Below are 22,052 nucleotides of genomic sequence, written 5' to 3' on the forward strand. Positions count from 1 at the left end.
TTTTTATGTTCATTGTAAGATGACGCAATACGATCGATCGGAAATGAGAGGCGCCGATATGACATAGACCGCTTTGACGGGAACACCACCAACACGTGCATCGAGTTGTTTGAGCTGGGACCGAATCTTGCGGCTTAAGCCATAGCGTGTTTCAGTACTGAGCTCATCGACATCTTCTTGGACGTGCAAGAGAAGTTGGAACGGTTCAAGTGAAAAGATTGAAAAATCACAGGAAATCCGCGGATCCTCGAATTTTTCATTCAATTCCTTCTTGATGTAATAGGCTTCTTGTGCACTAATCATCTTCTCTCACCTCACTCTCCTGGTTGAACGACTTTTTCTCTACTATAGTCTATATTACCCAGTTTTCTGGCAACTAATCGTCTGATTTTGAAAAATAGTCAATCCAAACTTTAAAAACACTTGAAACGTTTTTTTAAGATGTCATCCTACTCGACAGCAAAAGAAAAACCGCCGAGCTTCAATGAGCAGGGCGGCAGGATTCAAGAGATCGATGATTGAACTTGGCATGTCCGAAGATACTGCTCCATCGCTTGGGCGAAGAAGGTCAATTGATGCGTCGAGATGACCGGTACCTTCCCATACCGCACTTCAAAGTAGAGCGGATCAACAGGAGATGGGAACGCAATCCGATCAAACCATTCCGTTACCGTCTCGTGGGTCCGGCGTTGTAAGGACAGCGGCAATTGTGCATTAAAGTGAGCGAGTTGTTTTCGAATCGAGTCAGCAGGCAGGTCTTTTGTCTCATAAATGAAGATTGGAAATCGTGGCGGAAGCACATACCCTGATGGATCGATACGAGGTCGACGCAACCACTGGAGATAATACCAGAAAAACCAGCTACAAAACAGGAGAATGAGACATAGTATGAGAAGATAAGGAGGTGTCGTCACCGAAGAATCGAACCCTGTCCGGAACCATGGAGCTGGTGGATCGACTTCGCTCATCGTGACCGTGCTTTCACCATAAGACGTTCCTTCTTCGATCGTATCGATGATCGATTCCTTTGGACCGCAACGGTCGACGCAATATGTATTCGTTGCTGGATCAATTCGTCCAAGCAGTGACGTATAGAGCGACGGGACGAATTGTTGCATGGTGAGTAGTAGTAGACAGACAAGTGGAATAAGAAGCAATAGACGAGTGCGAAGCGTTTTCACGATAGGAACACCTCCTTTGACAAGTACGTTTAACAGACTTTCGCTACACAGTATAGCAAAAGTGGAGAGGGAATATTTTGATTTTTTCAAAAAATAGTCATTGATTTAGAAGGGAATGAAAGAGATGGATTTACGATCGAGTTACCAAGAAACGACGAAACGTTTAGATGGACATGGGAGTCGGACGGTCGGCGTGTTACAAGAAGCGCTGCAAACTGTCTCGGCTGATCAACCAAGTGACATCTATGGCAATGGCGAATTAATCAAGACGTTCGAGCGCAAGATGATAGATTTACTCGGGCACGACGATGCGGTCTTTTTCCCGAGTGGCACGATGGCGCAACAGATTGCGCTACGTATCTGGTCGGATGAGCAGAACAATCGTAAGGTCGCGTATCACCCGCTCTGTCATCTCGAAATCCATGAACAGGACGGCTTAAAGAAATTGCACGGGATCGAACCAGTACTAGTCGGAGAAGCGGATCGGTTGATGACGATAGACGACGTCAAAGCTTTGCAGGACGTCAGTTGTCTGTTACTCGAACTGCCGCAACGCGAACTCGGCGGATTGCTTTCGTCGCGTGAAGAACTCGAAGTGATCTGTGCGTATGCCCGTGAACGAGGAATCCGTCTTCACTTGGACGGTGCCCGTTTACTTGAGGTCTTACCGTATTATGAGGCAGAAGCAAAGGACATCGCGCAACTGTTTGACAGTGTTTACATCTCTTTTTATAAGGGACTCGGCGGTGTCGCAGGAGCAATCTTAGCTGGACCAGAACCGTTTTGCCAAGAGGCACGAATCTGGAAACGTCGCTACGGCGGTGACTTGATCAGTCTATATCCGTATATTCTGTCTGCCGATTTTTATTATGAACAACGAAAAGACCGCATGGCAGAGTACCATGCAGCCGCAAAGGAGCTTGCGAGCAGTTTGAATGCGATTTCGGGCATCTCGACTCGTCCCAAAGAGCCAGTCTCGAACATGTTTCATCTCTACTTCAAGGCAGAAAAAGCAGTCGTCGAGGAAAAATTGATTGAAATCCAATCGCACGGAAAAGTTGGTATCGCTGGTTATCTCGTTGAGAAAGATAGCGGCTGTGCGACGGAAATCAACATCGGCGACAGTTTTCTCGCGTTAACGCCTATTGAGCGTGAAACGGTCTACCGTCAATTGACGGAGGCGTTCTCAGAGGATTGAACAACATCAGGAGCGGGAATTGTAGGATGGAGGCGACGATAGGTGTCGACTTTTTCTGCAATCATTCGCTCCGTTTCTTGTAATGCTGCTAGTTGTGCTAAGACGTTCGCATGGTGGGCTTCAAGCAATGCGAGCCGTTCTTGCGTCGTATCCTGCTCGCCGTGAGCAAGAAACAGCGTCACGTAAGAACGGATTTGCTCGATCGGCATATGCGTTTCGCGCAAGCGAAGGACGAACCGAAGCCACGTCACATCTTGGTCGTCGTATCGACGTTGACCGTTCTGGCGCTTCGGAAACAGTAGCCCTTCTTTTTCGTAATAGCGGATCGTATGGGCACTCGTATCGGTCAATCGACTGATTTCAGAAATCGTATACATACATCTCACCTTTCTGCTTGACTTAGAGTTCACTCTAAGGATTAGACTCTCACTATACCAAATCAAAAAGGGGATATGCTACATGAAGTACACGGTCATTACAGGAGCAAGTTCAGGAATTGGATATGAGACGGCAAAACTACTCGCAGGAAAAGGGAAATCACTCGTTCTCGTCGCGCGACGGACGTCTGAGCTCGAAAAACTTCGGGATGAAGTCAAACAAATCTCACCAGATAGTGATGTCATCCTCAAGTCGGTCGATCTCGCAGATAACCAAAATGTCCATGATTTATATGAGGGACTAAAGGAACTCGACATCGAAACGTGGATCAACAATGCTGGATTCGGCGATTTTGATCTCGTCCAGGACATTGAGCTTGGGAAAATCGAGAAAATGCTTCGCTTGAACATCGAGGCGCTAACGATTCTATCGAGTCTGTTCGTCCGCGATCATCATGACGTTGACGGAACGACGCTCGTCAATATCTCGTCAGCAGGTGGCTACCGGATCGTGCCGAACGCGGTCACGTATTGCGCGACGAAGTTCTATGTCAGTGCTTATACAGAAGGGCTCGCGCAAGAACTGCAAAAAGGTGGGGCAAAACTCCGGGCGAAAGTACTGGCACCAGCTGCGACTGAGACAGAGTTTGCGGATCGTTCGCGCGGCGAAGCAGGTTTCGACTACAGCAAGAACGTCAAAAAGTACCATACGGCGGCTGAAATGGCAGGCTTCCTGCATCAGTTGATTGAAAGCGACGCGATAGTCGGCATCGTCGACGGTGAGACGTATGAGTTCGAATTGCGTGGTCCATTGTTCAACTACGCAGGATAAAATGGAACAAGGTCCCTTTTTCGAATGAGAAAGGGACCTTGCTTATGTAAGCATGATTGATACGAATTTCAGCAATGAATCAAAAAGGGACATCCATCATTTATTTTTTAAAGAGTTTTTTTGCTAATTTCCAAACGACATAGACGACTGCACCAATAATCAAAAGATTCATCAAGGCGCCGAAAATCATGAATTGTCCCACGAGTTAACCACCTTTACATACTTTTTAGAGCTATAAGCATTCTATTTACGTTTTCGCTTTGAAAACCTCAAGCTTATAAAAAATAATGCCATCAGCATGATAGCGATGTTCACGGCTAACGTTAATCGCTCATTTTCGATCACTCGACCATTCAAGAGATTCAAGATGATAACAATCAACATAAATGACAATAAAAAGTATTTTATGGATTTTTTTATCATGAACGACTTCCTTTTTTTGTGTTCTTGTATTAGTTTAAACATATCGCGGATTTTAAAACAAGGGGATTCAAGTTGGACGAAACATGTCAGAACATTGGATGTAACGTCAGATGACCATTGTAAAAGAGGTGATCGAATGAAAAACATGATGTTCTTAGGACTCGTCGTTCTCTTACTCGTGATGCTCTTTTCACTTCATTACGGGCTACACCTCATCAGTGATACGACGCTGAAAATATCTTTGTTGGCTTCACTGATCGTAGTATTGATTGCGCGGAAAAAATGGAAGATTACGTTTTCTACTCCGGAATGATCTAGAGAACGTATGAAGAATTGGGAGAGAGAGAATGAGCGTCAGTGAATTTTTTGACTGGAAAATCAACTTAGATGATGAACTGTATGCTGTCATTGATGAGAAGGCGAGAAAAATGGTAGTGATGGGGGACTTCATCGAACTGACTGCGGTCTTGTGGTTGGATCGAAATGATGTCCTTCAGTTAAAGCCGACATGGGATTGTGTCATATCCATCGATGATGCTACAAAACAAATTACGATTCGCTCGGCAGAATCACTGAACATGAAAGAAGAATGTTAAGAGGTACATAAATCGAGTCCATTCGTGCGATCGCTGAATGGGCTCGATTGTTATTTAAAGTACGATGTCTACTTTAATTCATGTTGAACGGAGCCAGTCACTTCAACATGATGCTGGTCGTATACAGTCGTCAGTACATGATCTTCGACGATTTCATAGTTGTATGTATAGTCTGGTTCATTCGTGTATTTGATTTCCAGCACGTATCTTCCGGTCTTCGACTCAAAGACCGTTTCTTTTTTTGAAATATCTTGGTCGTATTCTGATTCAACTAACATTCGTTCAATCTTGATTTCAGTCATCGTTTTAGAAACGAAGAGGTAAGTCGGATAGGCAGCTATCAAGATGACGAGAACGATAAGTGTATAGATGAGTGGACGTACTTCTTTTTTCATACAATCACATCCGTTCCGATGAAATGAATAGAGAAGCTAGGTATTCTATATTGAAGATGAGGAGAGATATGTGATGGGAAAAAACAAGGACGAGATACCGTACTATATGAGGAACGTTCCGTTCTTCTTCCTAACGGCACTCCTCGCACCCGTCGCGGTACTACTTGTACTGCTCAATTGGGATAAGCTCTCTACACAAATGAGAAATAACCATTTAACGTTTTCAATCCTAATGACCATGTTATATATCTCAAAAATACTGTCTGACGGCCTATTTAAAATCATATTCGCGGTTTTTACGTGGACGTTGATTCTTTTCGTGACATACATCTACTTCGGTGGCGGTAGAAAAGGAGGGGAATCATGAGTAAGTATCATTTATCGAGCATTCGGTTAGTTCTCATTGTCGTCATCACATCGTCAATCTTGTATTTTGGATTCGATTGGGAACTCGGGTATGGCATCATTTTTTTAATAGTAACAGTAGGGTATACCATATATCTCAACTTCAAATCAGCCCAAATCGAAAAGGCTGAAGCAGAGACGAAGAACGATTGATTTCATTTGAAGTCAATCGTTCTGTTTAAATATGACCCCACCGAACTAAATCGTCGAGATAATCACGATACGATTCCGATTATTATCTTTTTCACCGACGCACTGGAATTCACCTGCTTTTACACAAATAGACCGTTGGACGAGTGACGAGTCCAATGGTCTATTTGTGTTATTTGTCGTCCTGTAGAACACATTTCATCGCCTTAGATCATTTTATATCCCATTCGTCTCGCCTCGATGAAAGCAGCAGCAAGAAAGGCGAAGACCCCCCAAAGGATCCATGCTGCCCCACGTCCGACGAGTAAGGGATCCGTTCCATAAAGCGATGTGCCCCACGTTAGAACGATTCCGTCTAAAAACGTCGCCATTAACAGTCCGAGACTGACACCCGGCACCATCTGTTCAGCATTTAAACGAGCGACTTTTTTTATGATGATGACGGAAATCCACGAGACTGGTAAACCGATCAGGAAGGCAATCACGTTTCCAGCGTTTTCGAACATACCGATTCCAGATCCGAATCTGACTGACAGGGCACCGACGAACCAGAACGCTACACCAAGTACGACCAAGACGATAGCTTGTCCTTTCGAAAATAGAGGGGGCTTGTTATGCGTCATTTTTATTTCCTCCTTTAAAAAAATGTAGTATTTACTACATTAATAAATGTAGCATCTACTACGCTTTTTGACAATGCCATGGTGTATCGATTGTAACTGTCACAATATTTTTATCGAAGTGATTTCGTTTTCGTGAAAAACAACTTGAATAATCGCCGATTCAGCTATAAAAAAGGTCAATCGATGACGATAGATAGGTACAGATTGTTCTTTTGAAAAACTGTCTTAGTACATGAACGATACATAGAAGGAGTTAATGACACCATGAATGAAACCTTACCGAGACCGCTACGCTCACCAGCGATTTTGTCGAGCCTTGAAGCAAACGTCGCGATGATCTATTTTGATCGCCAACGACGTGTCGTCGACGTCAATGACTTGTTTGCGAAAACGATGAAATATAAACGAGACGAGATGATTGGCTTACAGCACCATACGTTTTGCACACCAGAATTCGCGAACAGCCGTGAGTATCAAGATTTTTGGACACGCCTGTTTTCGGGATTCAGTACAGCGGATAAAATCAAACGAGTCGATGCCCGGGGCGACATCTTGTGGCTTGAAGCAACCTACATGCCGATCTTTGAGGGAGAAGAAGTCGTCGGTGTCGTCAAAATCGCCAGTAACATCACGGACCGGATTGACCGGGTACAAGGATACGCGAAAAGCTTCCAGACGCTTGCTGAAGGACTGAATCTGCAGTCGATTCAAGGATCGAAAGAGGGCACCCAGCTTCAAGAGACGATGAACACGATCTCGAGTGAAACGGCAGAAAACCAACAGACGTTCGAAACGCTGTATGACCAAGCTATCGAGATCACGAAGATTGCTGATACGATCAAGGAGATTGCTGCTCGGACGAACCTGTTGTCACTGAACGCGGCAATCGAAGCGGCACGGGCTGGAGAACACGGTAAAGGCTTTACGGTCGTTGCAAGTGAAGTCAAAAACTTATCGGACCTAGTCGGCAGTGCAGTTATCGAAGTGCGCACGAATACGGAAACGATGAATTGTCAAATCATGGCGATGATGAAAAAGATTGAAGCGTCCCATCTCGAAGTCGCGTCGAGCCTTGCGACGGTAAAAGAAACGATGCAACGCTTTACCGCAATCGAAGAGGTCGCACGACAACTCGAGCAACAAACAGAGGATTTCCGGTCGTTTATTTGAAAATGATATAGAAAAAGCGATGGCAATGGGCCATCGTTTTTTTGTTTAGTCAGATGAGTCGTTTTGGAAGAGTAAAGGCGTGGGATATAACAGATGAGCCCGTTGACCACAGAACGAAGGCACGTTATAATTCAAATAGACGTTTGAATGTATGGTAAAAGGAGGCAACGTCATGGCACATGATCATCATCACCACCATCATCATACCGACAATAAAAAGGTACTGGGCCTGTCGTTCCTGATCATCACCGCGTTCATGATCGTCGAGGTCATCGGCGGAATTTGGACGAACAGTCTCGCGTTGTTATCTGACGCTGGGCACATGTTAAGTGATTCGATTTCACTTGCGATTGCTTTGTTAGCCTTCCAGTTTTCGAGTCAAGCACCGGATGCGAATAAGACATTCGGTTCAAAACGCTTTGAAATCTTAGCCGCCATCATAAATGGTGTGACGCTGATCGTCATCGCCCTCTATATTTTCATTGAAGCCATCCAACGCTTCATCGATCCACCCGCTGTCGCAACGACCGGGATGCTGATCATCAGTGTCCTCGGGTTGCTCGTCAACATTCTCGTTGCCTGGATCATGACACGCGGCGGAGGGCATGAGCACAACCTCAACATGCGTGGTGCCTATCTGCACGTCTTAAGCGACATGCTCGGATCCGTTGGTGCGATTGCAGCTGCTCTTCTGATCATGTTCTTCGGTTGGGGATGGGCGGATCCCTTGGCGAGTGTCATCGTGGCGATCCTCGTCTTACGGAGCGGCTATTACGTGACAAAGGCATCCGTTCACGTCTTGATGGAAGGAACGCCGAGCGACGTCGATATCGATGAGGTCGTTTCGACGATTCAGACGAACGAAGCCGTTCTCGGACTACATGATCTACACATCTGGTCGATCACGAGTGGTTATAACGCGTTGTCGTGTCACGTCGTCGTCAAGGAGGACATGACCGTCCGGGAATCGGAGTCGATTCGCGAACAGATTGATCACGATTTAAAACACGTCGGGATTAACCATGCAACGATCCAGGTCGAAACGGATCAGCATGCGCACGGTAATACGTTGTATTGTGACGGTAAACACGAATCGCATACGCATTAAAAAAACGAGCACGCGTCCAAGTCGGACGGGTGCTCGTTTGCTTATGCTCAAATGATCGGCACCGTTGGTAGAAACAGCGTCGCGAACAGACTGATACTCAAGAACATCGAGTATCCGAAAAAGGTCGTTTTGGCATTTCCAGCCGCTCGGTTACCTAAGTACATGAAAAAGACGATGGATAAGAACGTCAAACCCGTCAATACGGACGAGTGGTGTTGATCCGGCGAAGGAGCAAGCGACTGGACAAGATGCGCGAGACCAAGCGGCAGGACGATTAAGAGAAAGTAGTAGCCTAGACGTGCCTCGGATGGGACGTCGACCTGTTCCTGTTCGGTTTCATAGTCATAACGCGTTTGCGTTTTCATGGATCTTCACCTCCCTATGCGTTTTAGTATAGCGAATGAACATGTCGGCTCTGTTACAGACGGGTAAGAATGCCTTAACAGACGATGACGATGTGATGACGAAAAAAGAATGGGCAGCAATTGAGAAAAATTGTAAGATAGACAAGAAGTCGTTTTAGGAAAGGAATAAAGCATCATGTCACGTGCGTTTCGTTTTATGTATGTCTCGGATTTGTTATCGACCGTCGGGACGAGTTTCGTTTATATCGCGATCTACTGGTTGAGCGCGGAACAGATCAGTGCTTCTGGCGTCGCCCTGATTGCGACTGGTGTATTCTTGATTCGTTTTCTCGTTTCAACGTTCGTCGGACCATGGATCGACCGATTCGTCAGTGCATCGTTGTACCAAATGTCGTTGCTCATTCGATTGCTTGCACTTGGTATTACGTTAGCAGGAATCGGGATGACGGACGTCGTCCTGCCTTGGTTACTCGGCTTACTCGTCGTTCAGACGATTCTGCAAATCATTGGCGGCAATGCCGTCTTCACATGGGTCGTTGATTTAGTCGAAGATGACCAATTGCCGCAAGCGAATGCGTATCTTGCAACGATCGAACGGATCGGTACGTTGAGCGGATTTTTACTCGGTGGGATGATGGTCGCCCATTTCTCGATAGCGAGTATCTTATGGCTTGACCTTGGATTGCATCTCGTCGCCTGGTTACTCGTTCGACATATGTCAGGGCAAGTCGCAGAAGGAGCGCGTCAAGGTTCGTACCGCGAAGCGTTGCTCGAAGGGATTCATCACGTCGTCCGTGACGGTCGCCTTAAATGGATCCTTGGTTGTGCGATTCTCGCAAACTGGATGATCACACCGATGAATACCTTACTTGCGCCATATGCCAAGAATGTCTTATCGGGAAATGCTCAGACGTTTTCTGCACTCGAACTGGCGACGGTGATCGGGGGAATCGCGATGTCGCTCCTTTACGGGAAATGGATCGCCTCCGTACGACAGGATAAGCTGTTTCGTTTTGCCGTCGTCTTGCAAGGACTCGCGATTGCGATCGTCGCCTATGTCTCGTTCGTTCCAGTGGCAGTTGGTGGGTTCGTCTTACTCGGGATGGCGCTGACGTTGTTCGGAATTCCGTTTGCGACCTTGTTACAGCGCTCGACGCCTGCGCATTTGCTCGGCCGGGTCCGGACGGCGATGGTCGCTGCATCAACGGCATGTTCCGCGCTCTGTTACGGTTTGTCGTCGTACTTGACGTCGTTATTTAGCATCTCATTCGTTTTCCTGTTCTTTGCCTTAAGTGGTCTTGTCATGACCAGTATCTGGTTGCTCTTTAATCGTACCGTTTCCTTTGCTGAAGAACGACAGGACAAGGTCGGATGAAATATCCGCCTTGAGGTGGAGGTAAGCGGTTTCGCACTCTTATACACTAGAGATAGAAATGAACGATGAGGAGTGGAGTCGATGGAGAGTTTATGGATTACAGCGTTATTGTTTTTGATTCCGATCAGTGGGATGACGGTCTTCTTGAATGTACTGTGGCGTCGAATGGAGACGGAAGGCGTTTCGGAGTAATCATGAACTAAATAGTGCGTCTGCTTACCGATGTTAGTTCGGACAGCGGACGTTTTTTTCATTTGAGGCACAGATGGTCGTAGGAGAATCACCTCAGACTCGTTAAATCAACACTTCCCGTGTAAACTGATGTAGTAAGTAGTTTTATGATGTTTCGATTAAACATAAGGGGGATGAATCACCATGAAAGCGATCATTACAGGTATGAACGGAACGGTAGCGCCTGTCGTTGCGGATGTCTTAGCAAAGCACGACATCGAGACAGTCGCCTGGGACCGAACGAAAGTCTCGACGACTGACGAATCCGCGATGCGCACGTTTTTAGAAACAGAACGACCAGATTATTTTTTACATATCGGGATGGGGTCTGTTAGTTGGACGGAAGCGCTCGTCCGCTTGTGCCAGGAATACGAGATTCCGTTCTTTTTCACGAGTACGGTGTCTGTTTTCTCGGACGACGTGCCGGCACCGATTGACAAGGACGCAGTACCGGATGCGACCGACGAATACGGTGCCTATAAGATTGCCTGCGAACAAGCGATTCAAGCACTCGATCCACAAGCAAAAATCGTTCGGATCGGCTGGCAGGTCGGGACGGAAGCTGGTTCGAACAACATGGTTGATTTCTTCACGAACGAGATGAAACAGCACGGCGTCATTCGGGCGAGTCGCGAATGGTATCCGTCAAGTTCGCTACTTGAGGACACGGCGGAAGCGCTCGTTACGATTTTACTTGAACACGAAGCAGGTCTCTATCAGTTGAATGGCAACGATCATTATTCAATGTACGACTTAGCGCGTGCCTTGAATACGCTTCACGCAAAAAACTGGACGATTGAACCAATCGATGAACCACGCCGCGATAACCGAATGGCGACGGACGTCGTCTTGGTCCGCCCATTGTCAGAACGATTGCCCCTCTAATCAAACATCCCGCTCTCCTTGACACGTGTCAAAGAAAGCGGGATGTTTTTTATTGAGCAACTGGAGTTTCTGCTGAAAAGGCAAGCGTTGGTCCAAAGATTTCGTAATGCAGTTTATCTGGTGATGCCGTGAAGTGTTCGATCACATATTGAATCATCGCTTCCGGGCCACAGACGTATGTCAGATCCGTGATGTTTGCGATGACGTCTTTCGGCAGGCGACCTGCTTGATCTATCGCCTGATGCTCCGCGTAACGAATGACGCGCGCACCACGCTGTTCAAGCATAACGAGTTGTTCGTTAAATGGACGATTGCGTTCATCTTGGACGGCGTGATGTAACGTTACATGGCGACCAGCAGCTAACGCTTCGTCTGCCATCGCAAGCATCGGTGTGATCCCGATGCCACCAGCAATCAGAACGACTGGTTCGTCTGAAGCATCGAGTGTGAAAGCACCCGCTGGCGCACTGATCAATACCGTGTCACTGATTGCAGCTGCATGTAAGTAGTCCGAGACAATGCCTTCTCGTTTGACACCAATCGTATAAGTATCCGTGTTTGATGCCGTCGTCAGACTGTATTGACGATTGTGCCATAAGCCGTCTTTGTCTTGAATCCGTACCGTAATGTATTGTCCGGCTTGGTAAATGGGGAGCGGACCGTCCGTGCGGAAGGTCAAGGCGCGAATCCCATCCGCTTGTTCCTCGACATCCGAAATCTCGACTGTTTGATAACCGGAAAAACCTTTTGCTTGCTCATCCTGCGCGTAGAGTTCGGCTTCGAGCGTGATGAACAGATCGGCAATCTCACCATATGCTTCTCCCCACGCGTGCAAGATGTCTGGCGTTGCGGCTTCTCCTAAGACATCTTGCATCGCCCCGAGCAATTCTTGTCCGACGATGGGATACATCTCCGGTTTGATTTGTAGACTACGGTGTTTATGTAGCACCGGTAATAAGACCGGCTTTAACGTCTCGAGTCGATCGATGTGAGCAGCAGCGGCATACACGGCGGTCGCGAGTGCTTGCGATTGGCGGTCGCTCCGTTGATTCGATTGATTGAAGACGTGTTTCAGTTCCGGATGAGCTTGAAACAAGCGCTGATAAAAAACTTTCGTGATCGCGGCACCGTGCGACGCAAGGACGGGAACAGTCGATTGAACGATTTGAATGGTAGAGGTTGATAACATAAGACCACTTCCTTTTCACTAAGTAATGAAGACAGTCTTAGTATTTCGCAGCCCCACCTTTAATACAACATTTAAAATACTAGATTAAAGAATACCGTGCGTTTTGTCACAAGCAGGTCAAGATTTCGTCAACGATTCGTCACGATTGGTTGGAAATCCAGAGCTTCGAGAAATCAAAGTAACCGAACGAGTCAATCGTGATGTTTTGCAGCTCGATCGGATACGGAATCAGTCGTGTATCGTGATAGAACGGGATGAAATACGATTCGTCGATCAAGTAACGCTCGATCGTTTGATGAATCGGGAGCCAGTCTTCGAACGGTGTCGCGTCATATTGTTCGATCGATTTCAACATCTCTGGCATCTGCTGAAACAGTCGGATCGGTGGTGAGAACGTGTTCGTCATGAACTGATAAAAGGCGTACTGGATATTTCGCTCGAACACTTCGGCATGGATGGCGAGATCGATCGTATCGTAGACATGAAAATCCGTGATGCTCTCTTCAAATCCGACCTCGACGAACTCATACGGAATCCCGTCTTGATCAAACCGCTGACAGAGCCAGCGTGTCACCTTGTCCGTAAAATCAGTCAGCTTGATTCGGATCGGTTGCGTGAACAAAACGGCAGGACCATCCGGGACAGTATACGGTTGACTATAGGACTCAAGAAAACCACAATCGTTCGGTTGTGCCCGTTCATGGAAGTCATGAATGCCACCACGGACTTCCGCGACGAGCCGGTGGACATAATGTCGCGCTGCTTTTGATTCAAACGGACCACCGGCGCGTGGATGGAGCAAGACGAGACCAAACCCGGATTGTGTCGCGATCGTATCAATCGGACTGGAGTCAGATGCCGATGTCCGGTAGACCGGGTCATATTGCTCCGGCATCTGGATGAACTCAATCCGGTCGAGCAGGGCACGGATACCAAAGTAATTCGGGAACGCCGTCAGAACGGTTTTCTTGTCGTCATGTTGCGTCAGTTGGAACGGTCCCGTTCCAATGCCGTCCTTGATGATGCTCGTATGTATCGAGGCAAGCTGCGGAAAAATCGAACTCCGGCGTTGATCAAGTGTGAGGTCGACCCGGTACGGACCGTTCGAGACGATCTGTTTTACGTGCCGATAGGAATAAGCGTAAGCCGGATAGGCGATCAAGGCACGCAGACTCTTCGTCACTTCCTTACTCGTCAGGAGCGAACCGTCATGGAAACGGACGTCCTTCCGTAAGAAGAGACTGAGCGTCGTTCCGTTCCAGACATAATGATGCGCCAGTTCACCTTGAATATTGCCGTCGCTGTCGATCGTAAACAGCCGGTTGAAGACGTTTTGGACGAGGTGGGCACTATGGATATCGGCTGCTTCTAACGGGTGGGTCGTCAGGAAGTTCCGTTTTCGCGGAATCAATAACGCGTCAGCCGTCGTCTGTGTATAGCCGAATTTTCGTTCGAGTTGCCGCATGAAGCGTCCTGCTTGCGCCGGCGACCAGTCCCACGTCAATTCCTCCGTCACCGATTCGATCGAGTCACGGTCGATCCGCTCGAGCATCTGTTTCGCATACTCCCGTTCGACGTGACGCAACCAGACGAGTTCACTTAAGTTGCCTCGTCCGCGGCCGCTCGTGTAACCAATCCAGCCGTCTTCCTGCCATTTATTGAGATATCGTTTCGTTTGTTTAGGACTGAGATGGATGGCGTCGGCAAGCGTCGCAATCGAGTAGTGTCCATTTCGGCAAGTCTTCCATAACATAAAAAGATAGGCATCCATCGTCCTTCTCCTCCTTAAAAGGGGACATCTTTTTTTGATGACGTCCATTTTTCCTATGTCTTGTCTTGTTTATGATACAGGTAGAGAATGGAAGGTGACAATATGAAATGGAAAGAAATACCGAAACCAATTAAAGTACGTCTCATCACATCGTTTTTCAACCGGGCTGTTTCGTTCTCGATCATGCCGTTCATGGCCCTCTTGTTCGTCCAGGCATTCAACGAAGTCATCGCCGGTGCATTTTTGATCGCGATGGTCTTCGTCAGCTTCATCACGAATCTGCTCGGCGGATACCTTGCCGATCGTTTTTCCCGCAAACGTCTGCTTGTCACGACTTCTGCGCTCACGGCGCTGACATTCATCACGATGACGATCTCATTGACATTCGATTGGATGCTGTTGTTCATGGTCATTTACGCTGTCTTCTCGGTGACAAGTAATCTTGGTCGACCGGCAATGAGCGCAATTATCATCGATGCAACGACGAAGGAAAATCGCCAAGCGGTTTATGCGCTTGACTACTGGTTGATCAATCTCTCGATCGCCATCGGTACGGCGCTCGGGGGCTGGCTCTACGTCAGTAATCAACTGCTGTTGTTCGGTATCCTGAGCTTCACGTCGTCCGTTTTACCGATTGCGTACTACCTGTTTCTCGACGACACGCCACGGACGTGGCAGCGCCAAAAACTACGTGGTGTCCTCACGGATATCTTCACGAGCTATCAACTCGCTTGGCGGGACCGTCCGTTCGTCAAGGTCGTTTTCGGTTCGATGTGTATCTTAGCGGCTGAGTTTTCGATGGGCAGTTACGTCGCCGTCCGACTCGCCGATTCGTTCGAACCGCTATCATTTGCCGGGTGGTCGATCAACGGGGTCCGGATGATGAGTGTCATCAACATCGAAAATACGTTGCTCGTCGTCACGTTGACGTTCATCGTCCAGCGACTAGCGAAGCGTTTGTCTCCGCGCCGGACGCTCGCTGCGGGTCTCATGCTGTACACGATCGGTTACGTTGTCGTGACGAGTGCCAATAGCATGACGGCACTGATGGTCTTCATCTTCATCGCAACGATTGGCGAGTTGCTCTACTCCCCGGTCTTGAACACTCAAAAAGCAAACATGATGCCAGCCGATCAACGCGGAGCGTACTCAGCGTTCGCGGGAACGTCGTTTGCTGGAGCGGACTTACTTTCTCGATCGACGATTCTAGTCGGAACCTTCTTGATCCCGTCGATGATGAGTGTATATCTCGGATTGATCCTCTTAACGGGCTTTGGATTAGTCTATACGAGTCTGTTCGTGAAGGAATCTGTCGAACGAGAGCGAAACGTATCTTAATAAGGGGGAATACAGATGAACTTACCAGATACTATCGAAACGCCACGGCACCTTTTACGCCGTTGGCAAGAAGACGATGCAGAAGCATTGTATGCTTACGCCAAGGATCCAACTGTTGGACCAAAAGCAGGCTGGGCGCCGCACGCGTCACTTGACGAAAGCCAGGAAGTGATTGGCATTTTCCAAGCGTCAGTTGGCGAGTATGCCGTGACCGATAAAGAGACGGGGGCAGTCATCGGGAGCTTCGGATTTCACTTTAATCGTCGGCCGGACGATTCGATCACCCATGACCGTCAAGTTGAGATCGGCTATGTCCTCGCGCCTAACTACTGGGGAGAAGGGCGGATGCCGGAAATCGTTGAAGCAATGCTTGATTTCATCTTCCGGGAACTACCGATCGATGTCGTTTGGTGTGGTCACTTTGATTTTAATGATCAATCACGCCGTGTCGTTGAGAAACTCGGGTTTACGCCTGTTCTTGACCGACCATTCGTCTTAGAACGAATCGACGGACGGACCGTGACGAGCCATGTCTACAACTGGACGCGTGAGCGGTATGAAGCAAAGAACGGGATGAAGAATACGTAATACATCAAAAACGACCTCAGCGCTGAGGTCGTTTTTTGGTATCAGAATTAAATAGATTCTTTAGAGTTTTGTATTTTTTGACTGATCTTGTTTCGATTCGTGGATAAATACGACTGTGATCGTAATGGCAGCAACAGCATATCCGACGAGTCCGGATGTCAATTCAGACCAATCAAATACAGAACGGAGAATGATTTGGGGAGCGAAATAGACGAGCAATGCAATTGGCAAAATCCATGTCTTCGTCTTCCATGCCGTGATTAGAATCCAGGCAATTAGAAGGGCGCCAATTAACCACCCGACGCTTGGAGATAAAGTGATTTTGGGCGAATCAATGAGTCCGTTGACGATCAACAGTCCGACGATTAGAAGAACATGAACACTCCCATGAATCCCGTAACGCATGATGCGAGGGCGAGCGCCATCACGTAATGCGTCTTGACGGAATAAAAACGACAGGGTCGTCAAATAAACAGCGCTAATCAGCAGGAAGCCACCAACTAGCAAGATACTGAATGTCGTTGTTCCATTCAGCAGATTTTGGAGATAGAGAAAACTCGATGCACCGAGAAAGACTTGCATGACGATCCAAAATGCTTCTATCGGATCGAACGCCATCTCTTTAGAAATCGACTGGATGTAGTCAGCCGGACTGTCACCTGTGATCGCGCGAACCGATTTGCCATCCGCTTCCGCTTCAATCAGATGGTCTTCGAGTTCAAGGACGATCTCGTTCGTCGCTTGTTCATTTTTTCCCGAAGCAAGCAGGTAGACCTTCAAGTCTTCCAAAAATCGGGTTGATTCCGTTGATAGGGTCATCTCAATCATCCTCCTTTAAAATGCTTTCAACACTTGTCGAAAGGTGTTGCCATCTTTCCTTGAAGGCGGTGAGTTCTTCTGTACCGCTCGTCGTGATCGAATAATACTTCCGTTTTGGACCGGACGGAGAGACGCGTGAAGTCGCTTCGATCCAGCCCAGTTTTTGCATCCGGATCAATAAGGGATAGATCGTTCCTTCGCTGATGTCAGCGAAACCGTATGCTTTGAGTTTCGTCGCCAGTTCGTAACCATAAATCTCTTCTTCCGCGATCAGTGCAAGTAAACAACCGTCGAGAATCCCCTTTAACATTTGCGTCGATGACATCCGCATCATCCTTTCGCTACTTGGTATTACAAGGTAATGATATACCAAGCTATTTTGTATTGCAAGGTAGCTGGAGGAAAAAGATTTATTTCCCTGAAAAAAAGGTAAATAAATCATAAAGTAGATACGTCGCTTGTTTAGAAAAGGGAGGTATTGATCGTGGATAAGCGGAATACTGTCGTCTCGGCAACCGTCGTCTTCATCATCATGGGTATCGTCATGGCTGTCTCTGCGTTTGGTTTCGGCATTCGTTATGGTGAACCGGAGTTGTTACGTATCGCGATCTTCGGTGAAGTCGTTACAGCGATTTTTCTCGTCTGGTACATTCGTCGTCATGCCACGTTTGCTGCCGTCGGGTTTTCGAAATTGCAGTCGCGGGGTCTAATCTGGTACATTCCGTTACTGCTGATCGTTCTCGTTCAAGTCGGATTGATCGTCAATGCGTTGTTCACGTCCTCGATATCATCATCGGCACTTCAACTTGTCGGAATAGTCTTCCTGACGACCTTATTCGTCGGTTTCAATGAGGAAGTCTTGTTTCGCGGCATCATCTTACGCTATCTCAAACCGAACGAACATCCGTATCGTGCCGTCCTCATCAGTGCGCTTCTGTTCTCATCTTTCCACTTGCTTAATTTGATCGCCTTGATTCCGCCGGCAGCGATGTTGTTCCAACTTGCGAACACATTCGTCTTTGGTGTGTTCTTAGCGATCATCGCACTGAAGCTGAATAACCTCTGGCCATTAATCATTTTCCATGCGCTGTGGGATTTCGCGAACATCGCAGCGGATGTCGTGAACGTCAATTTAGGCATCACTCCTCTTTTGACACAAGCTTATCTACTCGTCGCGATTGTCATTCAATTGATCTTGTTGAAACGGCACGATCTCAGTCACCTGAATGGACCGATGAATCCACGTAACGTTTGAATAGCTGACTCTCCGTTGTTTGACGGGGAGTTTTTATTTTTGAATAAAGCTAGTATCAATGATTAATATGTAATATATTACTTGTATGAAACCTACAGATGATTTAGCCATTGCACGACTTCCTCTCAGTGAGGAAGTATATCGACGTTTACAGCATCACATCATCACTTTACGCCTCGCCCCAGGCGAGAAGGTGAACGATCAAGCGCTCGCGGAAATGTTCGGAGTCAGCCGGACACCGGTCCGCGAAGCCTTGAAACGACTCGAGGAGGAAGGATTGATTTTTGCGAAACGGGGCTCGCGGACGATCGTGACAGAGCTTGACGCTGAACAGGCACAGCAAACCTATCCAATCATCGCGACGCTGCATGGGCTGGCAGCGCGTCTTGCCGGACCGCAATTGACGGAAGACGACTTGATGGAACTTCAGACGATCCATCAACAGTTCACGACGGCAATCGATCAACAGGAGACGGAGACAGCACTGACGTTAGACGATGCCTTTCACGATGTCTTTGTGTTGCGCAGTCAGAACGCTCAGCTACGAGAAACGATTCGCCGATTAACACCGCTGATCCGCCGGCTTGAATACGCCCAGTTCGATCGACTCGGACGCCAATCGATTGCCGATCATGCGGCGATTTTGATTGCATGTCAACAACGGGATGTCGAGCAGCTCGTCCAGGCGACGGAACATAACTGGAACGGGCTCGGACGTTTACTCGTCTCGACACTAAAGGAGGAGCGCTGATGCGACCAATCATTTATGGGATCTTGGCGGCGATGTTCTTTGCCGTCACCTTCATCTTGAATCAATCGATGCAAGGAGCAGGGGGGCACTGGATCTACAGTGCGTCGCTTCGCTTCTTCTTGATGTTGCCGTTCTTCGTCGTCATCGTCTTGATGCGTCGGGGAATTGGTCGCGTCTTACAGGCACTGCGAGCCGACTTCGGTTTTTGGTTACTGTACGGAACGATCGGTTTCGGACTGTTTTACGGTAGCATCTGTCTTGCTGCCGATCATGCGCCGGGCTGGCTGATTGCCGGAACGTGGCAATTGACGATCCTAGCCGGACCGCTGCTTGCTCCCTTGTTCAAGCAACGGATTCCGTGGTCGGCCCTTAAGTATTCCGTCTTGATCGTCCTTGGCGTCGTCGTCATGCAGTTATCCGTCGCAGGAAGTCTATCGCTACAGTCGCTGTTGTTCGGTGCTTTGCCGGTGCTCGTCGCTGCGATCGCCTATCCGCTTGGGAACCGGAAGATGATGGAACGGTATGGGGAGGAGCTCGACGTCTTTGAACGGATCCTCGGGATGACGATCGCGAGTTTACCGTTTTGGATCGTTCTCTCGGTGATTGCTTACATACAAGTCGGTTTGCCGAGTGTCAGTCAAGTGACTCAGTCCGGCTTCGTCGCCTTATTCTCGGGCGTCATCGCGACATCGCTCTTTTTCTACGCGACGTCGCTCGTCCGGACGGAACCGGTCCGGTTAGCTGCGATCGAAGCGACGCAGTCGTTTGAGATCGTCTTCACCGTTCTCGGCGAGATTCTGTTTCTCCATGCGGCACTACCGACGGGACTCGCGACACTCGGCATCATCCTTGTCATGCTCGGGATGACGTTGCATAGCTTGAATCAGGCGGAGCGGACGGTCGTCCGTCCTGCGAAACGAAAAATCAATTGAGAAAGTAGGCTGTCAGATGGTTTTAACAGGTACACTCGTCAATACCGTCCTGATCATCATCGGGACGTTGCTCGGATTGATGTTCCACCGGATTCCGGAACGGATGAAGGAGACGGTCTTGCAAGCGATTGGTCTAGCCGTCGTCGTCCTCGGGATCCAGATGGGAATGAAAAGCACGAACTTTTTGATCGTCATCGGTAGTCTTGTTCTCGGAGGTGCGATCGGGGAATGGTTCCGTCTCGATGAGAAGCTCGACCGGATGGGGGCTTGGCTCGAGCGTAAGATCAGTCGCGGTCGTCCATCAAATATCGCCGAAGGCTTCGTCACCGCGACGTTGATTTTCGTCATCGGAGCGATGGGTGTCCTCGGTGCGCTCGACGGTGGACTGCGTCAGGATCACGATGTCCTCTATACGAAAGGGTTGATTGACGGCTTCACGGCGCTCGTCCTCAGTTCAACGCTCGGGATCGGCGTCATGTTCTCAGCGATTCCCGTCTTTATCTATCAAGGGGCGATTGCACTGAGTGCCGTTGCGATCACGAAGTTCATTCCCGACGCCGCGCTGCAAGAATTCATCTTGGAGATGACGGCGACCGGTGGGGTGATGATTGCAGCGATCGGTCTCAATCTCGCCGGAATCACGAAGATCCGCGTCGCGAACTTGTTACCGGGCATTGTTATCGTTGCTGTCATCGTGACGGGCTTACATCTATTCTAACGAGACATCCCCGCCTGTCCGAAAGGACAAGCGGGGATGTTGTGTTATGTCTCAATTAATTCATGTGTCTCGTATGCCGTGATTGTATGTCCATCGTAATGGAAGTCATGCAGTAACGGGTGTTCGGTCGACAGAACAATCGGTAGGTAGTGCCGGAGGTTGCTGATGACACCCATGTTATCGTCGCCTAAAATCCAGTCGAGTGATTTCCAATCGAGGATTCCTTCAACTGTCATGACCGGTGTTGGAAACGGACGATCTTCTAAATCAGCCAGGTAGAGGTACATGCCAGATGTCTCTTCCCCATGTAAGCGAACGATGCCTTTTGATGTCACTGAGGTGAGCGTGATGCCTGTCTCTTCAAACGTCTCGCGGATGACGGCGGCTTCCGGTGTCTCGCCCGGTTCGATCTTACCACCGACACCATTCCACATGCCCATCGCCGGACGTTTTTGCCGATTGACGAGTAAAAAGTGGTCTGCGTGTCGGATTAAACAAAGTGTATAACGATCCATGATTTACGACTCCCGTCCTAAAAAGTGTGTGTTGTACAGCATCTCGAATTGGGCGGGACCTGCGACCGGTAACTCGGTCGTCGTCGTTTCTTCAATCCGTAACGTCCGCTCAGTCAACGTCTTTTGTCCGCGCGGCGTCCGCATTGCAACGAGGCGACCTTTATTGAACGGCGAAGCGTCGCTCTGCTGGATGATCTGTTCCATCTTCGATAAGTCATCTGTTGTAATGGGTGTCTCTTGGTCGAACCGGTAACCTGTCACAAATCTCGCTTGTCCCGTCCGCTTCATCTCAAGTGTGTCATCATTGATGATCCGGTAACTGCCGCTTGCGGAATCAACGGTCTCCCCACTCAACGGAACAGGAACGAGCGGTAAATTGACGCCGAAGCCGGTATCGAGCAAGTGCGTTTCATTCCAAATGACCGCAACATGGGTCGGTCCGGTCGCTGACCAGGCGTCCGACTTCGTATCGTAAACAGTCGCTTGAACGAGTCGAACGGGACAATTTAGTTCCTGCAGGACCCGGTGCAGCAGTCCGTTTAAGTCATAACAGACACCACCGCGTCGTTCTGTCAGAAACGTCTCGATGAAGCGCTCGTCGCTAAACGGACGGATTCGCTTCTCAAGGACGGTCGTATTCTCGAACGGTAACTGGTAGGCGAAGGCTTCGAGTAAGTCAGGTAACTGATCAAACGTGATTGCATCGAGCGGAAACGCAATTCGCTGTTCTAAGTCTTTCATCCAATCCATCTCTGATCCCTCCTTTGTTCACTACCTGATTATCCCATATTGCTTCAGAGAATGTGAATGTTAGCCTATATTATCTGAAAATAAGGATTTCCCTTTTGTTCGATGGAAATCT

At 48.3% G+C, this 22,052-nt stretch carries 27 protein-coding genes; 15 read left to right on the forward strand and 12 right to left on the reverse strand.

Going from position 1 to position 22,052, the window contains the following annotated elements:
• Positions 1 to 9: 9 nt before the first annotated feature.
• Both KNQ03_RS01030 and KNQ03_RS01035 read right to left on the reverse strand, forming a co-directional pair.
• The gene (locus tag KNQ03_RS01030) at positions 10 to 303 is read right to left on the reverse strand and encodes a hypothetical protein (RefSeq protein ID WP_029341604.1); all 294 of its coding nucleotides are present in this window, start codon (positions 301 to 303) and stop codon (positions 10 to 12) included.
• A gap of 200 nt (positions 304 to 503) precedes the next feature.
• Positions 504 to 1,181, reverse strand: coding sequence for a hypothetical protein (locus KNQ03_RS01035; RefSeq protein ID WP_214723083.1), 678 nt, complete (start codon positions 1,179 to 1,181; stop codon positions 504 to 506).
• Between the two features lie 124 nt (positions 1,182 to 1,305).
• Between KNQ03_RS01035 and KNQ03_RS01040 the strand changes: the two genes are divergently transcribed.
• Positions 1,306 to 2,379, forward strand: a complete 1,074-nt coding sequence (locus KNQ03_RS01040) for a threonine aldolase family protein (protein ID WP_214723085.1) — start codon at positions 1,306 to 1,308, stop codon at positions 2,377 to 2,379.
• On the opposite strand, the gene KNQ03_RS01045 is transcribed toward KNQ03_RS01040, so the two are convergent.
• Entirely contained in the window at positions 2,349 to 2,756 is a 408-nt protein-coding gene (locus KNQ03_RS01045) for a MerR family transcriptional regulator (RefSeq protein ID WP_035397549.1), read from the reverse strand. The two genes, KNQ03_RS01040 and KNQ03_RS01045, sit on opposite strands and share 31 nt — an antisense overlap.
• Positions 2,757 to 2,838: 82 nt before the next feature.
• Between KNQ03_RS01045 and KNQ03_RS01050 the strand changes: the two genes are divergently transcribed.
• From KNQ03_RS01050 to KNQ03_RS01060, 3 genes are all read left to right on the forward strand, one after another.
• A complete protein-coding gene (locus KNQ03_RS01050) occupies positions 2,839 to 3,588 on the forward strand; it encodes an SDR family NAD(P)-dependent oxidoreductase (RefSeq protein WP_055967881.1) in 750 nt (249 codons plus the stop codon).
• Between the two features lie 559 nt (positions 3,589 to 4,147).
• Entirely contained in the window at positions 4,148 to 4,324 is a 177-nt protein-coding gene (locus KNQ03_RS01055; RefSeq protein WP_156323164.1) for a hypothetical protein, read from the forward strand.
• Positions 4,325 to 4,358: 34 nt separating this feature from the next.
• The gene (locus KNQ03_RS01060) at positions 4,359 to 4,607 is read left to right on the forward strand and encodes a hypothetical protein (RefSeq protein WP_149427300.1); all 249 of its coding nucleotides are present in this window, start codon (positions 4,359 to 4,361) and stop codon (positions 4,605 to 4,607) included.
• A gap of 68 nt (positions 4,608 to 4,675) precedes the next feature.
• Here KNQ03_RS01060 and KNQ03_RS01065 read toward each other — a convergent pair whose 3' ends face one another.
• A complete protein-coding gene (locus KNQ03_RS01065) occupies positions 4,676 to 5,002 on the reverse strand; it encodes a DUF3139 domain-containing protein (protein WP_214723087.1) in 327 nt (108 codons plus the stop codon).
• 363 nt (positions 5,003 to 5,365) lie between these two features.
• On the opposite strand from KNQ03_RS01065, the gene KNQ03_RS01070 reads away from it, so the two are divergent.
• Positions 5,366 to 5,560 carry a hypothetical protein gene (locus KNQ03_RS01070; RefSeq protein ID WP_064300907.1) on the forward strand — a complete coding sequence of 65 codons (195 nt, stop codon included), beginning with the start codon at positions 5,366 to 5,368 and terminating at the stop codon, positions 5,558 to 5,560.
• 203 nt (positions 5,561 to 5,763) lie between these two features.
• Here the strand turns inward: KNQ03_RS01070 and KNQ03_RS01075 are convergent, their stop codons facing one another.
• Positions 5,764 to 6,180, reverse strand: coding sequence for a hypothetical protein (locus KNQ03_RS01075; protein WP_214723089.1), 417 nt, complete (start codon positions 6,178 to 6,180; stop codon positions 5,764 to 5,766).
• A gap of 264 nt (positions 6,181 to 6,444) precedes the next feature.
• On the opposite strand from KNQ03_RS01075, the gene KNQ03_RS17195 reads away from it, so the two are divergent.
• Positions 6,445 to 7,350 carry a methyl-accepting chemotaxis protein gene (locus KNQ03_RS17195; RefSeq protein WP_214723091.1) on the forward strand — a complete coding sequence of 302 codons (906 nt, stop codon included), beginning with the start codon at positions 6,445 to 6,447 and terminating at the stop codon, positions 7,348 to 7,350.
• 172 nt (positions 7,351 to 7,522) lie between these two features.
• Positions 7,523 to 8,458 carry a cation diffusion facilitator family transporter gene (locus KNQ03_RS01085; protein ID WP_058705061.1) on the forward strand — a complete coding sequence of 312 codons (936 nt, stop codon included), beginning with the start codon at positions 7,523 to 7,525 and terminating at the stop codon, positions 8,456 to 8,458.
• A gap of 47 nt (positions 8,459 to 8,505) precedes the next feature.
• Here KNQ03_RS01085 and KNQ03_RS01090 read toward each other — a convergent pair whose 3' ends face one another.
• Positions 8,506 to 8,823, reverse strand: coding sequence for a hypothetical protein (locus KNQ03_RS01090; RefSeq protein WP_023468204.1), 318 nt, complete (start codon positions 8,821 to 8,823; stop codon positions 8,506 to 8,508).
• A gap of 175 nt (positions 8,824 to 8,998) precedes the next feature.
• On the opposite strand from KNQ03_RS01090, the gene KNQ03_RS01095 reads away from it, so the two are divergent.
• Positions 8,999 to 10,198: an MFS transporter gene (locus KNQ03_RS01095; RefSeq protein WP_214723093.1), complete on the forward strand. Its 1,200-nt coding sequence runs from the start codon at positions 8,999 to 9,001 to the stop codon at positions 10,196 to 10,198.
• Positions 10,199 to 10,573: 375 nt separating this feature from the next.
• Positions 10,574 to 11,314 (forward strand): sugar nucleotide-binding protein, encoded by a 741-nt coding sequence (locus tag KNQ03_RS01100; protein ID WP_214723095.1) that lies wholly within the window; start codon positions 10,574 to 10,576, stop codon positions 11,312 to 11,314.
• A 49-nt stretch (positions 11,315 to 11,363) separates the two neighbouring features.
• Here the strand turns inward: KNQ03_RS01100 and KNQ03_RS01105 are convergent, their stop codons facing one another.
• Both KNQ03_RS01105 and KNQ03_RS01110 read right to left on the reverse strand, forming a co-directional pair.
• The gene (locus tag KNQ03_RS01105) at positions 11,364 to 12,503 is read right to left on the reverse strand and encodes a globin domain-containing protein (protein WP_214723097.1); all 1,140 of its coding nucleotides are present in this window, start codon (positions 12,501 to 12,503) and stop codon (positions 11,364 to 11,366) included.
• A 139-nt stretch (positions 12,504 to 12,642) separates the two neighbouring features.
• On the reverse strand, positions 12,643 to 14,256 hold the full coding sequence (locus KNQ03_RS01110; protein ID WP_251140220.1) for an ABC transporter substrate-binding protein: 1,614 nt from the start codon (positions 14,254 to 14,256) through the stop codon (positions 12,643 to 12,645).
• A 120-nt stretch (positions 14,257 to 14,376) separates the two neighbouring features.
• On the opposite strand from KNQ03_RS01110, the gene KNQ03_RS01115 reads away from it, so the two are divergent.
• Together KNQ03_RS01115 and KNQ03_RS01120 are read left to right on the forward strand one after the other, a co-directional pair.
• Complete coding sequence (locus tag KNQ03_RS01115; RefSeq protein WP_214723101.1) at positions 14,377 to 15,612, forward strand: MDR family MFS transporter; 1,236 nt, start codon at positions 14,377 to 14,379, stop codon at positions 15,610 to 15,612.
• A gap of 15 nt (positions 15,613 to 15,627) precedes the next feature.
• A complete protein-coding gene (locus KNQ03_RS01120) occupies positions 15,628 to 16,200 on the forward strand; it encodes a GNAT family N-acetyltransferase (RefSeq protein ID WP_214723103.1) in 573 nt (190 codons plus the stop codon).
• Positions 16,201 to 16,260: 60 nt separating this feature from the next.
• Here the strand turns inward: KNQ03_RS01120 and KNQ03_RS01125 are convergent, their stop codons facing one another.
• The gene (locus tag KNQ03_RS01125) at positions 16,261 to 17,019 is read right to left on the reverse strand and encodes a hypothetical protein (RefSeq protein WP_214723104.1); all 759 of its coding nucleotides are present in this window, start codon (positions 17,017 to 17,019) and stop codon (positions 16,261 to 16,263) included.
• Between the two features lies 1 nt (position 17,020).
• Complete coding sequence (locus KNQ03_RS01130; RefSeq protein ID WP_214723106.1) at positions 17,021 to 17,344, reverse strand: PadR family transcriptional regulator; 324 nt, start codon at positions 17,342 to 17,344, stop codon at positions 17,021 to 17,023.
• 159 nt (positions 17,345 to 17,503) lie between these two features.
• Between KNQ03_RS01130 and KNQ03_RS01135 the strand changes: the two genes are divergently transcribed.
• From KNQ03_RS01135 to KNQ03_RS01150, 4 genes are all read left to right on the forward strand, one after another.
• Positions 17,504 to 18,274 (forward strand): CPBP family intramembrane glutamic endopeptidase, encoded by a 771-nt coding sequence (locus tag KNQ03_RS01135; protein ID WP_214723108.1) that lies wholly within the window; start codon positions 17,504 to 17,506, stop codon positions 18,272 to 18,274.
• Positions 18,275 to 18,359: 85 nt separating this feature from the next.
• Positions 18,360 to 19,025: a GntR family transcriptional regulator gene (locus KNQ03_RS01140; protein WP_174316277.1), complete on the forward strand. Its 666-nt coding sequence runs from the start codon at positions 18,360 to 18,362 to the stop codon at positions 19,023 to 19,025.
• A complete protein-coding gene (locus KNQ03_RS01145) occupies positions 19,025 to 19,957 on the forward strand; it encodes a DMT family transporter (RefSeq protein WP_214723110.1) in 933 nt (310 codons plus the stop codon). Before KNQ03_RS01140 ends, KNQ03_RS01145 begins: the two co-directional genes overlap by 1 nt.
• Before the next feature lie 16 nt (positions 19,958 to 19,973).
• Positions 19,974 to 20,675, forward strand: a complete 702-nt coding sequence (locus KNQ03_RS01150; protein ID WP_214723112.1) for a DUF554 domain-containing protein — start codon at positions 19,974 to 19,976, stop codon at positions 20,673 to 20,675.
• A 44-nt stretch (positions 20,676 to 20,719) separates the two neighbouring features.
• Here KNQ03_RS01150 and KNQ03_RS01155 read toward each other — a convergent pair whose 3' ends face one another.
• Positions 20,720 to 21,190 carry an NUDIX hydrolase gene (locus tag KNQ03_RS01155; RefSeq protein WP_149427316.1) on the reverse strand — a complete coding sequence of 157 codons (471 nt, stop codon included), beginning with the start codon at positions 21,188 to 21,190 and terminating at the stop codon, positions 20,720 to 20,722.
• A 3-nt stretch (positions 21,191 to 21,193) separates the two neighbouring features.
• A complete protein-coding gene (locus tag KNQ03_RS01160; protein ID WP_214723114.1) occupies positions 21,194 to 21,940 on the reverse strand; it encodes an arylamine N-acetyltransferase family protein in 747 nt (248 codons plus the stop codon).
• Positions 21,941 to 22,052 lie beyond the last annotated feature (112 nt).

Source organism: Exiguobacterium sp. s143 (genome assembly GCF_018618895.1).
Classification (GTDB): domain Bacteria; phylum Bacillota; class Bacilli; order Exiguobacteriales; family Exiguobacteriaceae; genus Exiguobacterium_A; species Exiguobacterium_A abrahamii.